This is a genomic window from Priestia sp. FSL W8-0524 (assembly GCF_038005965.1).
GTDB lineage: Bacteria > Bacillota > Bacilli > Bacillales > Bacillaceae_H > Priestia > Priestia zanthoxyli.
Genome location: NZ_JBBOUG010000001.1, coordinates 1,773,718 through 1,785,732 on the forward strand (window position 1 = coordinate 1,773,718; position 12,015 = coordinate 1,785,732).

Consider the following 12,015-nt stretch of genomic DNA (forward strand, 5'->3'; position numbering starts at 1 on the left):
AAACCACATGCTTAAAGTATTAATTACCCCTCGGTCATATGGGATGTTTACAGAAGACATTATGAATAAATGGCGCGAAGAGGGGTTTGAGGTGATAAGAGAGGTCGGCCCTATTTCTGAGTCCAGGTTTATAGAGCTCATACAAAATGTACAAGCCTTAATCATAGGAACTGACCATCTTAGCAAAGAAGTTTTAAATCACGCTTCGGAGCTTAAAATTATAGCAAAATATGGAGCAGGTACTGATAATATTCCTAAAGAATATGCAACCCAAAAAGGAATTGTGGTCGTGAATACTCCCGGTGTGAATCATGAAGCTGTTGCAGACTACGCGTTTGGTTTAATGCTGTCTGTAGCCAGACAAATTTCACTATCTTCTCAAAGGCTCAGAAAAGGGCAGTGGACAAAAAACGTAGGTGTTGAACTTTATGGGAAAACGCTAGGGATTCTAGGGTTCGGTGCAATAGGAAAAGCTGTTGCCCGCCGTGCTAAAGGATTTCAAATGAACATCCTCGTTTATGACGTTTTTCAAGATGAGCAGGTAGCTGCTGAATATGGTGCAACCTACGTCCACATAAATGAATTGTTAACAAAAAGCGATGTTGTATCTGTTCATATGCCTCTTGTGCCTGAAACAACAAACCTTCTAAACTATCAAATGATGAAGAAGATGAAGAAAGAGGCAATTCTCATTAATACCGCAAGAGGCGGAATCATAAATGAAACCGATCTTTTTCATATTTTAAAAGAAGAAAAAATACTAGGAGCGGGAATTGATGTATTTTCCGTTGAGCCGCCTACAGATTCTCCTTTGCTAGAGTTAGATAATGCTGTTTTAACCCCTCATAATGCAGCGGCCAGTAAAGAGGCAATCGAGCGTATGACATTACAGTCAACGCATAGCGTCATTAAATTTTTTCAGCAAGGAATTTCAAAAGGGCAAGGAGGGAACCAGCATGTCACGCAAACGTGAAGTTATGAATGGTATTTGCAAAAGTAGTGTTGTGGCAGTTTTACGAGGTACAGAAGCGGAAGTGTTAACGACAGCTAGAGCTGCAATTGATGGCGGAATACAGGCAATCGAACTAACGATGACGGTTCCAAATGCAATTGACATATTACGTCAATTAAAAAGTGAATGTGCCTCTCAGTCCGTTTACATAGGAATGGGTACCGTCATGGACGTTCATTCGGCGGTTAGTGCCCTTCAAGCAGGAGCAGATTTTGTTGTGACTCCTCACTTGGACATGGACATTATTGCGGTAAGCCATCAATATCAAGCTCTTGTTATGCCCGGAACTTTTACAATGACAGAAATGGTTACTGCGCTTAAAGCAGGGTGCGAAATTCTTAAATTATTCCCAGCAGACTTAGCAGGAACGGCTCATATTAAAAATGTAAAAGGGCCTTTGCCTCAAGCTAATATTATGCCTACTGGAGGCGTCAATGAAACAAATATTGAGCACTGGATTCAAGCAGGAGCAATCGCTGTAGGGGTAGGGTCTAATTTAACAAAAGCAGGTGGGGATTCGCTTGACTCCCAAAAAATTCGTGAATATGCCTCTTTGTTGATACGTAAAGCGCAGCAGGCTAAATTGACGCTTAGCGGTATTAGATAATGAAAAATTCAAGTCGTATACAAACTGTTTTAGGCCTTGTGGATTCAAACGAAATCGTACATGTTCAGCCGCATGAGCACCTTATGCTTGAAAAAGGTCATGCAGCGAGTACTAATTCAGATTTATGCATTGATAATGTCGATGTTACAGTAAGTGAAGTAAAGAAACTGTCTGCGCGCTCTCTTGTAGTGGACGCACAGCCGATCGGCGCGGGGCGCATGGCAATGGACCTGATACGAGTCTCCAAACGAACAGATGTTCATATTGTTGCTTCAACAGGGTTCCATAAATCCATGTTCTATTGGCGAGATCATTGGATCCATAATGAATCAGCAGAGGTCCTTACAGCGCTTTTTGTTTCTGAAATTCAAAAAGGAATGTATGTAGGTAATGGAATAGAGAGGCCCACTAAAAAAGTTAATGCAAAGGCAGGGCTAGTTAAAACAGCCGTCGATAAAAAGGGGTTAACTCCCTATTATCAAATGAAGTTTGAGGCAGCTGCCGAAGCGTCACTTTTAACAAACGTCCCTATTATGGTTCATATTGAAAAAGAATCCGATCCGTTTGAAATTATTCAATTTTTGACGGATAAACAGGTAGCAGCTAAAAAAATAATTCTTTGTCATCTCGATCGTACTCATCATGACTACGGATTGCATAAAGAAGTAGCGGCAACGGGTGTCTACCTTGAGTACGATACGATTGGACGGTTTAAATATCACAGCGATGATAAAGAAATTGAGTTAATTCACCACATGTTGAATAGCGGCTTTCAAGAATCTCTTTTAATTAGCCTGGATACAACTAGAGCGAGGCTGCAAGCATATGGGGGAGAAATAGGAATTGATTACTTAACTAAAACCTTTATTCCAAAGTTGAAAGTAAGTGGGATTTCAGATAAAACCATTAGTACCTTAGTTCTGGATAATCCGCTCGCAGCTTTAAGCGTTTAGAAAAATCAAGGAGGACACTATGTTAAATCTAGTAAATGCAACCAAACCAACCTTTTATTTTATTGGCGTTACAACAGGACAATCCTCTATCATGAAGCTATTTCCTTTATGGGCTAAATCTCTTTGTATCGATGCGGAGATTAAAGGAATTGATATTGATATTCATGCAAGCCGTGAAGTGTACCGTGAAGTGGTAACTTTTTTAAAGAATGATCCTCTGTCGCTGGGGGCATTGGTCACAACACACAAAATTGATCTATATCATGCGGCAAAAGACTTGTTCGATGAGCTTGATCCTTATGCGCTGTTATTTGGAGAGTTATCAAGTATTTCCAAAAGAGACGGAAAGCTGATTGGACATGCTAAGGATCATATCTCTAGCGGATTAGCCATGGAGGGTTTCCTTCCAAAAGGTTATTGGAACAAACATAAGGGGGATGTCCTTATTATGGGAGCTGGCGGAAGTGCCATTGCCATTGCTTCAAACTTGATTCACGATGCAAAACGTAATGGCATGCCATCTGCTATCTATGTGACAAACCGAAGTCAACCGAGGTTAGATTCAATGCAGAAAATTATCTCGGAAATGTCTACGGATGTACCTATTCAGTATCTTACAGTAGACGAGCCATCTAAAAATGATAAAGTGTTATCTAAACTGAAGCCCTATTCTCTAGTTATTAATGCAACAGGGCTTGGAAAAGATCGACCAGGCTCTCCGCTAAGCAACGAGGCGCTATTTCCTCACAATAGTCTTGTGTGGGAACTGAATTATCGAGGGGATTTGTTGTTTATGCACCAAGCGCTGTCGCAAAAAGAGACGCAGTCATTATATGTTGAAGACGGATGGATTTATTTCATACATGGGTGGACTCAGGTAATATCAGAAGTGTTCCAAATTCAACTAAGCAATGAGCAATTTACTGAAATTGAAAGAATTTCAAGTGAGTTTAATCAATCAAAAGTAAGTGGGAAATAAGGGAGTGAGGAGAAAATGTTTCTCCTCTTCACTTACATAAAACAGAGATAACTAAAAGTGAAAGCGTCAACAAAAAAGACTACAAAAAGGTGAAGGATGTGCCTCTTATGAAGATTATAAGCACAGAAAATTATGAGGAAATGAGTTACATGGCAGCTGTTGAAACGGCTAAATGTATAAAGGGAAATCCAGAGTTAGTATTGGGTCTTTCGACCGGAGGAACGCCTCTAGGTACGTATAAAAATTTAATTCAGTTATACAAGGAAGGAAAAGTAGATTTTTCAAATGTAACAACATTCAATTTAGATGAATACATCGGTTTGGAGCCAGAGCATTTCCAAAGTTACGCGTACTATACATGGGAAAATTTTTTAAAATACGTAAATATCAAAGCAGAGCAGGTGCATATTCCTTTAGGTATATTTGAGAACGAAGATCAAGCAGTGAAAGAATACAATGAGAAATTAATGAAAGCCAACGGAATTGACGTACAGATATTGGGAGTTGGAAGGAATGGTCACATTGGTTTCAACGAGCCTCAAGATTACTTGCAGGGGGCTACGCATATTGCTAAGTTAACCAAAGAAACGATACGAGACAACGCTAGGTTTTTTTCAAATATAGAAGATGTCCCTGAAAAAGCAATAGCAATGGGAGTAGGAGACATTTTAAAAGCAAGACACATTATCTTTATCGCCAGTGGTAATGAAAAAGCAGAGGCTGTTTATCAAACGTTACATGGACATATTACAACAAGATGTCCCTCTTCTCTTCTTCAGTTACATCCTAACGTCACAGTTATTGTAGACAAAGAAGCAGCCTCGTTACTTTAGATGTCAAGGAGTATTTTAACAGCATAGGTGAACACGGAAGCAAGTGGATTTGTAAAGAAATGATGAGTGATAATAGGGAGGCTTTACAATGAAACATAAAAATTTAGTTCAAATGCCTAATGGGTATCTTAATCGAACGCCTATCTTTCAATTTATTTTACTTTCTATTCTTTTCCCACTTTGGGGAGCAGCCGCGAGTTTAAATGATATTTTAATTGCTCAGTTTAAAAGTGTATTTACTCTTAGCGACTTTGCAACGGCTTTTGTGCAAAGTGCTTTCTACGGGGGATACTTTTTAATTGCTATTCCAGCTTCGTTAATTATTAAAAAAACAAATTATAAGCTTGCTGTTATTACGGGACTAATCTTCTATATTATAGGTTGTTCACTGTTTTTTCCTGCTTCTCATATGGCTACCTATTCTATGTTTTTATGCGCAATTTTTGCAATCGCCATTGGTTTAGGTTTTCTTGAAACATCAGCTAATACGTATAGCTCCATGATGGGACCTAGGGAATCCGCAGTGCTACGCCTTAATATCAGTCAGACGTTTACACCTATCGGATCTCTTTTAGGAATTGTACTTGGTAAGTATTTAATCTTCCAAGAAGGGGAAAGCCTTGATAATCAGCTTGCTAAAATGAGCTCGGAAGAAGCACATATCTTTGGCCTTAAAATGTTACAGCATACGCTGCAGCCTTATAAATATATGATTTTAGTTCTTATTGCCGTACTGGTACTTTTTCTTATAACGAAATATCCTTCATGTAAAGCTCAAATAGAGAAGAACGAGGTAGGGCAAAAAAGCGAATTAATAAAAACGCTAAAGTATTTAGGGGGGAATTCGCGTTTTCGTAAAGGTATCATAGCCCAATTTCTATATGTAGGGATGCAGGTAGCTGTATGGTCATTTACCATCAGATTGGCCTTAGATCTTAATTCTGAAATTAATGAGCGAAGCGCATCAAATTTCATGATTTATAGTTTTATTGCTTTTTTTGTTGGGAAATTTGTAGCTAATCTATTGATGACACGTTTTTCAGCCAAAAAAGTGTTAGTTATCTATTCAATTATTGGTACGCTTTTACTTGCGTATACGTCGTTTGCATCCAGTACGATGGCTGTATATGCAGCTGTTGCTGTAAGCATGCTTTTTGGTCCATGTTGGGCAACAATCTATAGTGAAACGTTAGAAATAGTAGAAGAAAAACAGCATACGGAAGTCGCGGGAGCTATTCTAGTTATGGCTATTGTAGGAGGAGCTGTTATTCCCGCCGTTCAAGGACTTGTATCAGACTTAACTGGGTCGCTTCAACTCGCTTTTTTAGTTCCGACGGCATGTTTTATCTATGTAGGATACTATTTTTATAGTGGTGTAAACAAACGTGAAAAAGTAAAAAAACTAATGAATGAAGACCAAGTTAATTCAGCTAAATAGAAATTGATTTTATAAACAAGGAATTTTACGTTTTTCATCGAATACAATGTAAATTGCCTTAAGTAAAAAAGAAAACTGCTTTGGAAGCAGTTTTCTTTTTTACTTTAATTATTTATTATTATCTTTTTAAAAAAGGAAGGAATGTCCTGTGATTATAATTAAGCCTTTAAGTCAGTGTTCTTTTTCTGATGCGCTAGAAGCATTTAATAAGGGTTTTGAAGATTATTACATTCCGGTTGAGATGTCACTAGATCAATTCATTTGTAGGTTTGGTGTGGATCGTTTATCTGTCGAGCATTCTTTTGTCGCTTTTTATAATGACACACCAGCTGGAATTATGTTAAATGGATTAAAAAAAGTCAAAGGAAAGAAACATGCTTGGAATGGAGGTACAAGTGTAGCATTCCTTTACCGAAAAATGGGAATTGGTGAAGCCTTACTAAAAGCTACACTTGAGAAATATCAGCAGCAAGGAGTAGTGGAAGCCAGTCTGGAAGCATTTACAGTCAATAAAAAAGCCATTCACCTTTATGAGAAATATGGATATGAAATTGTAGATACGCTTTTCTTTCTAAAGCATAGAGGTAGTTTTCCCGCTTCTTTACTTAAAAAGAAGAATCAGCTTGCGTATTCGTTAAAGCGAAGGCTTGCAAAAGATATTCAGAACCTCCCCTTTTATACATACGACGTTCCGTGGAAAAATCAATTTGACTGTATTCGTGATGGAGAATCGTTTATTGCGTTGAATGAAAGAAACGAAGAAGTTGGCTATCTATTATTTCAAAAGAATTTTTCTTCCATAGGCATCGTGAATTCCGTTACTTTTTATCAAGGAAGCGTTAAGGAACATATCTCAAATTCAGAGGACGTTCTGGGCTTTTTATTAGCAACCATTTTTAATATGTATGGACCAATTGCTTACAATACACATAATGTACCTGAAAAAGGAAATAGCTTACTCGTGAAAATGTTAAAATCATTTGGTTTTCAAGATTTATATACAGATGAAGGAATCAAACTTGAGCAGGTGTTTATGAAAAAACAACTTTAAAAAGCGGCAATGGGCCGCTTTTACTGCATTTCCGTAATTGGATGTGCATCATAAAATTCCTCGATTTTTTCTTGCTGCCCTTCGTATTTTGCTTTCCATGCTTGAGTCCCGTCCTTATAATTGCGCAGATCTGTTCCGTAGAAGTCGGTTAACTCTTTTCGAGTAATCGTGATTGTCTGAGGAACAGTCGTGTTAATAGTAAAGTGAACGCTGTCAACATTTTGTACGGCAGAAAGTAAAATGGTTGCGTTATGTAAAAGTGTACGTTTAGTTTTAACAGACGTCCAGCTTTTTTCAAACGCATGCTGATTATCTGTTGCAGCGTAGTTAATTGCTAAGTAGTAAGGTTTTTGCGCATTTTGAAAAGTTATACCTTTTAAATAAACGTGTCCTGGAAGTTTATTTGTTATTTCTTCTATTGAAGTATCACGTTTTAAAGAAGAAGTATGATGAATAGAAGAAGCAGAGACTCTTTCAGCAGACAGATTATTATGAGGTGCATAGGCACACCCTGATAGGCAAGTGAGCACTATACAAAGTGTAAGAGAAGCATCTATTTTTTTCATAATGGTAACTCCTTTTGTTTATATCTACTTGTAAAGACGAAAGACCTACACTTTTTGTTTCATACAAAATATAAATTTATTCATTAAAAAGACAGATAATCCAAAATAATAGAAGTTAATAACCCTAATGAAGCAATAAAACCAATAACAGGACCACCTTCTTCAAAAGCTTCCGGCAACATCGTAGAAGCAACCATGGCCACAATTCCACCACCGGCAAATGAGGCAATAAAGCCCATCATGTTTGGGGTAGCGTCTTGAAGAAATAGATATCCAATCCAAGAGCAAAGAGCTGATATAAAGAAGACCGAAAGCCATAATGAAAAAATTTTCTTTCGCTTATATTGGCTTTTTAGTAGTCCGCTTGTCCCGGAGATTCCTTCCGGTATATTGCTGATAAAAATAGAAACAACAAGCAGCCAGCTAACGTGGTGCTGTTCAATCAAACTTGCGCCAATCATCAGTGATTCAGGTATAGCATCCATAATGGTACCAATAAAAATGGCTAGTCCTGAGCTAGCTGGGACAAGGTGGTTTGAACGTTTTCTTTTGTGAGCACCTTTTTTAGCTAAAGACATATCAAGAAGAGTAAAAAGTGCTGCGCCTGTTAAGAAGCCTAAAGAAGAAGCAATAATTCCCGCTTCTTTTACCGAATCTTGAATGAGCTCGTAAGCAGCAGCTCCTAACAAAACGCCCGTGCCAAAAGCCATAATATAAGCAGTCAACTGTTTTTTTAAAGGTACAAAAATAGCTATAATAGCGCCAATTAATACAGCTGAGCCTGAGACACCACCCCACATAAGGGCATCTATCACATGAGATCCCTACTTTCTTGCGTACTTATTTGTAGTGTAACCATCTATGTGATTATTATGAAACAAGATAAAAGAACTAAAAAAATGGAAAAGAATCACTGATTTAGACCTTAAATAAAATAAGTCTTCTGTATAATTGACAAAATTTTCTGATTATGTCCGTTGAAAGTGAAAAAACCTTGTGATAGTCTGATCAAAAGATATAAAGATGGAAAAAAATTCTTTCATCTGTAGAAGGTCAAAAAACTTAATGAGGTCACTTTTAACCGAAAGAAGGAAGACGAGATGAATCCAAAAGCAGTGAAAAGAGAAAATCGTTATGCTAACTTAATTCCTATGCAAGAAATTAAATCCGTTGAACAGCAGCTTTACCCATTTGATATTTATAACAGTCTGCGTCAAGAAGCACCTATTCGTTACGATGAAAGCCGAAACTGCTGGGATGTATTTGATTATGAAACAGTAAAGTATATTTTAAAAAACCCGTCGCTTTTTTCATCCAAACGAGCAATGGAAGAACGCCAAGAAAGTATCTTAATGATGGATCCTCCAAAACACACAAAATTACGAAACTTAGTGAATAAAGCTTTTACACCAAGAGCTATTCAGCACTTGGAGGGTCATATTGAAGAGATTGCAGATTATTTATTAGATGAAGTAAGCAGCAAAAAAAAGTTTGATATAGTAGAAGATTTTGCTGGACCACTGCCGATTATTGTAATAGCTGAGCTGCTAGGAGTACCTATACAAGATCGAGCACTGTTTAAAAAGTACTCCGATGACTTAGTGAGCGGTGCTGAAAATAATTCAGACGAAGCTTTTGCGAAAATGATGCAAAAGCGTAATGAAGGGGTGCTTTTTTTACAAAAGTATTTTAAAGAAATTATCGCTGAGCGTCAGAGAAAGAAACAAGAAGATCTGATTTCGCTGCTTTTAGAAGCAGAAATTGATGGCGAACATTTAACAGAAGAGGAAGTACTAGGGTTTTGTATTCTATTGCTAGTAGCAGGCAATGAAACAACAACAAACTTAATTACGAACGGAGTCCGGTATATGACAGAAGACGTAGACATACAGAATGAAGTTCGTCAAGACATATCCCTAGTTCCGAATCTCGTGGAAGAAACGCTCCGCTATTATCCTCCTATTCAAGCGATTGGACGCATAGCCGCTGAAGATGTAGAACTTGGAGAGTGTAAAATTAAAAAAGGGCAGCAGGTAATTAGCTGGGCAGCAAGTGCAAATAGAGATTCAGCTAAGTTTGAACGGTCTAACACTTTTGTCGTGCGTCGTAAAACGAATCCTCACGTAAGCTTTGGTTTTGGCATCCATTTTTGCTTAGGAGCACCGTTAGCAAGAATGGAAGGGAAAATTGCCTTTGCTAAATTACTAGAAAAAGGGGGATTTTCTAAAGTTCAGAATCAGTCTTTAAAGCCAATAGATAGCCCTTTTGTTTTTGGGGTAAAAAAATATGAAATTACTTTTGACAACGCCTGAAAAGCGAGCGCAAATGATGCGCTTGCTTTTTAGCGTTCAGTCTTCCATTTTTGGTCCTCTGAAGGAGACGTATAGGTGTCCATTGAAGAGATAAGCTGTTCGGGAGTATCAGAAATATTGATGAGACGAATAGCAGAATCCGTAGAAAATTCTTCATCTACTGCATGCTGAACCATTTGCATAAGCGGGTCGTAGTAGCCGTTTACATTTAATAACCCCACTGGTTTTTTATGTATGCCAATTTGAGCCCAGCAAAGAGCTTCAAACAGCTCTTCAAATGTCCCGAAACCTCCAGGAAGGGCAATATAAGCATCTGCTAACTCGTGCATAGTTGCTTTTCGCTCGTGCATGCTCTCTACTTCGATGAGTTCTGTCAGCGCGGTATGAACAATTTCACCGCTAAACAAACCGCGGGGCATAATACCAATGACTTCGCCCCCATGTTCAAGCATTTCATTTGCGACTTCTCCCATCAGGCCCATTCGTGAGCCTCCGTAAATCAGCCGGTAGTTTTCTTGGGCCATGTAGCGTCCTAGCGAGACGGCGGCCTCTTTATATTCTGTTTTTATTCCTGCGCTTGATCCTGCAAACACACAAATTGATTTCAATTTCTTCACTCCTTTGTTTCTTCTCTATATAAGTCTTTTCTGTTTATGAACAACAAAATCCTTCTTAATAATTTATGAATTTTCACAATGTCATCGCTTGATTATTCTAAAAACTTTGCTTATAATCAAAGCGAAACATCTGTTTGAAAGCGTTATCTATTTCTTTTCTTTTGATGAAAAAGAGAGTACGCATAGATCTACTTGTAAGATAAGTAGATAATATGAACTTATGGGAAATTGGACCGTTTTAAACGCTTCATTAGTAAGTATACGTACTTGCAGGATTAGGACAAGGGGGATATGGGGATATGATGAATAATTTAATACGCACATTAATGGTACAAACACCGACTGTACCAGGAAACTTAGGAAGAGTAGCAACAGCCATTGGAAATGTAGGAGGAGACATTGGCGAGGTTGAAACCGTTAAAGTAGGACATAACTACACGATGAGAAGTATTACGGTTCAAGTAGAAAGTGAAGACCAGCTTGAGGAATTGCTTGAAGCGGTTCGCAGTTTAGAAGGCATTACTTTACATACAGTATCAGATGAAGTTCTTCATGCACATGAAGGCGGTAAAATTCAAATGAAAAGCAAAATGAAAATTGAGTCGATCGCTGACTTAAGAAGAGTATATACACCAGGTGTAGCAAACGTTTGCCGTGCTATTCAAGAACAGCCCGACAAAGCTAAAATTTATACGAGCATTGGAAACACGGTTGCGATTGTAACGGATGGTACCGCTATACTAGGACTAGGGAATATTGGTCCAGTTGCAGGAATGCCTGTTATGGAAGGAAAAGCTGCGTTATTTGATCAGCTTGCCAGTGTAAACGCTATCCCTATTTTGTTGAATGTAAATGAGCCGGAAGAAATCATTCAAACGGTTAAAAATATTTCACCAGGATTTGGCGGTATTTTACTAGAAGATATAGGGTCGCCTCACTGCTTTGAAATTGAAGAACGTTTAAAAGAAGAGCTAGATATTCCAGTTATGCATGATGATCAACACGGAACAGCAGTTGTGACGCTAGCAGCAGCTATCTCAGCTTGTCGCAGCACAGGTGTGAATTTGAAAGAAGCAAAAGTAGGGCAGATTGGTTTAGGAGCTGCTGGTATCGCTACTTGCAGAATGTTCATGGCTTACGGTGTCAAACAAGTGATAGGAGCTGATAAGTCTCCTGAAGCGAATGAGCGCTTGGTCAGCTACGGTGGAAAAGTAGCGGATTCATTAGAAGAGCTTATGGAGAACTGTGATATTGTTATTGCGACAACAGGTGTACCTGGCTTAATACAGAAAGAATGGATTCGAAAAGGGCAAATCATTTTAGCACTTTCTAATCCAAAACCAGAAATTGAACCTGAAGATGCTCTTGAAGCAGGAGCTATTTATGCTACTGACGGAAGGTCAGTGAATAATGTGCTTGGATTCCCAGGTATTTTCAGAGGAGTATTAAATGCGGGAGTGCGTGATATTACGCATACGATGCTTGTAGCTGCAGCTGAAGCCATTGCAAATTCAACGCGTCCAGGCGATTTAGTTCCTCACCCTCTTAATCTAGCTGTACACGAAGCAGTATCTGAAGCAGTTGAAAGAGCGGCTGTTGCACACGGAGAGAAAGACGGCGTTTATCGATAACAAACAAGGCTGCCTC

Annotated in this window: 12 protein-coding genes; 9 read left to right on the top strand and 3 right to left on the bottom strand. The window is 38.5% G+C overall.

What is annotated here, in order from left to right; genetic code table 11:
* Nucleotides 1–7 precede the first annotated feature (7 nt).
* From NST66_RS08865 to NST66_RS08895, 7 genes are all read left to right on the top strand, one after another.
* A complete protein-coding gene (locus tag NST66_RS08865) occupies nucleotides 8–973 on the top strand; it encodes a phosphoglycerate dehydrogenase (protein WP_033578813.1) in 966 nt (321 codons plus the stop codon).
* Complete coding sequence (locus tag NST66_RS08870) at nucleotides 957–1,619, top strand: bifunctional 4-hydroxy-2-oxoglutarate aldolase/2-dehydro-3-deoxy-phosphogluconate aldolase (RefSeq protein ID WP_033578814.1); 663 nt, start codon at nucleotides 957–959, stop codon at nucleotides 1,617–1,619. The genes NST66_RS08865 and NST66_RS08870 overlap by 17 nt, the downstream gene beginning before the upstream one ends.
* Entirely contained in the window at nucleotides 1,619–2,572 is a 954-nt protein-coding gene (locus NST66_RS08875) for a phosphotriesterase family protein (RefSeq protein WP_033578815.1), read from the top strand. The genes NST66_RS08870 and NST66_RS08875 overlap by 1 nt, the downstream gene beginning before the upstream one ends.
* A gap of 19 nt (nucleotides 2,573–2,591) precedes the next feature.
* Nucleotides 2,592–3,551, top strand: a complete 960-nt coding sequence (locus NST66_RS08880) for a shikimate dehydrogenase family protein (protein WP_033578816.1) — start codon at nucleotides 2,592–2,594, stop codon at nucleotides 3,549–3,551.
* Nucleotides 3,552–3,658: 107 nt separating this feature from the next.
* A complete protein-coding gene (nagB, locus tag NST66_RS08885; protein WP_033578817.1) occupies nucleotides 3,659–4,384 on the top strand; it encodes a glucosamine-6-phosphate deaminase in 726 nt (241 codons plus the stop codon).
* Nucleotides 4,385–4,472: 88 nt separating this feature from the next.
* A complete protein-coding gene (gene fucP / locus NST66_RS08890; protein WP_033578818.1) occupies nucleotides 4,473–5,822 on the top strand; it encodes an L-fucose:H+ symporter permease in 1,350 nt (449 codons plus the stop codon).
* Between the two features lie 148 nt (nucleotides 5,823–5,970).
* Nucleotides 5,971–6,873: a GNAT family N-acetyltransferase gene (locus tag NST66_RS08895; RefSeq protein WP_340843274.1), complete on the top strand. Its 903-nt coding sequence runs from the start codon at nucleotides 5,971–5,973 to the stop codon at nucleotides 6,871–6,873.
* Between the two features lie 20 nt (nucleotides 6,874–6,893).
* Here the strand turns inward: NST66_RS08895 and NST66_RS08900 are convergent, their stop codons facing one another.
* Both NST66_RS08900 and NST66_RS08905 read right to left on the bottom strand, forming a co-directional pair.
* Nucleotides 6,894–7,439, bottom strand: a complete 546-nt coding sequence (locus NST66_RS08900) for a DUF4825 domain-containing protein (protein WP_028413579.1) — start codon at nucleotides 7,437–7,439, stop codon at nucleotides 6,894–6,896.
* A gap of 83 nt (nucleotides 7,440–7,522) precedes the next feature.
* A complete protein-coding gene (locus NST66_RS08905) occupies nucleotides 7,523–8,254 on the bottom strand; it encodes a ZIP family metal transporter (protein ID WP_028413578.1) in 732 nt (243 codons plus the stop codon).
* A 285-nt stretch (nucleotides 8,255–8,539) separates the two neighbouring features.
* Here NST66_RS08905 and NST66_RS08910 point away from each other — a divergent pair, with 285 nt between their 5' ends.
* The gene (locus NST66_RS08910) at nucleotides 8,540–9,751 is read left to right on the top strand and encodes a cytochrome P450 (protein ID WP_340843275.1); all 1,212 of its coding nucleotides are present in this window, start codon (nucleotides 8,540–8,542) and stop codon (nucleotides 9,749–9,751) included.
* A 29-nt stretch (nucleotides 9,752–9,780) separates the two neighbouring features.
* Here the strand turns inward: NST66_RS08910 and NST66_RS08915 are convergent, their stop codons facing one another.
* Nucleotides 9,781–10,359, bottom strand: coding sequence for an LOG family protein (locus NST66_RS08915; RefSeq protein WP_340843276.1), 579 nt, complete (start codon nucleotides 10,357–10,359; stop codon nucleotides 9,781–9,783).
* A 308-nt stretch (nucleotides 10,360–10,667) separates the two neighbouring features.
* Here NST66_RS08915 and NST66_RS08920 point away from each other — a divergent pair, with 308 nt between their 5' ends.
* Nucleotides 10,668–11,999: an NAD-dependent malic enzyme gene (locus NST66_RS08920; protein WP_034265658.1), complete on the top strand. Its 1,332-nt coding sequence runs from the start codon at nucleotides 10,668–10,670 to the stop codon at nucleotides 11,997–11,999.
* The last annotated feature ends 16 nt before the right edge of the window (nucleotides 12,000–12,015 follow it).

Coding starts and splice junctions, on each gene's coding strand:
- NST66_RS08865 (WP_033578813.1), top strand. CDS start 8: ATGCTTAAAGTATTAATTACCCCTCGGTCATATGGGATGTTTACAGAA.
- NST66_RS08870 (WP_033578814.1), top strand. CDS start 957: ATGTCACGCAAACGTGAAGTTATGAATGGTATTTGCAAAAGTAGTGTT.
- NST66_RS08875 (WP_033578815.1), top strand. CDS start 1,619: ATGAAAAATTCAAGTCGTATACAAACTGTTTTAGGCCTTGTGGATTCA.
- NST66_RS08880 (WP_033578816.1), top strand. CDS start 2,592: ATGTTAAATCTAGTAAATGCAACCAAACCAACCTTTTATTTTATTGGC.
- nagB (WP_033578817.1), top strand. CDS start 3,659: ATGAAGATTATAAGCACAGAAAATTATGAGGAAATGAGTTACATGGCA.
- fucP (WP_033578818.1), top strand. CDS start 4,473: ATGAAACATAAAAATTTAGTTCAAATGCCTAATGGGTATCTTAATCGA.
- NST66_RS08900 (WP_028413579.1), bottom strand. CDS start 7,439: ATGAAAAAAATAGATGCTTCTCTTACACTTTGTATAGTGCTCACTTGC.
- NST66_RS08910 (WP_340843275.1), top strand. CDS start 8,540: ATGAATCCAAAAGCAGTGAAAAGAGAAAATCGTTATGCTAACTTAATT.
- NST66_RS08920 (WP_034265658.1), top strand. CDS start 10,668: ATGATGAATAATTTAATACGCACATTAATGGTACAAACACCGACTGTA.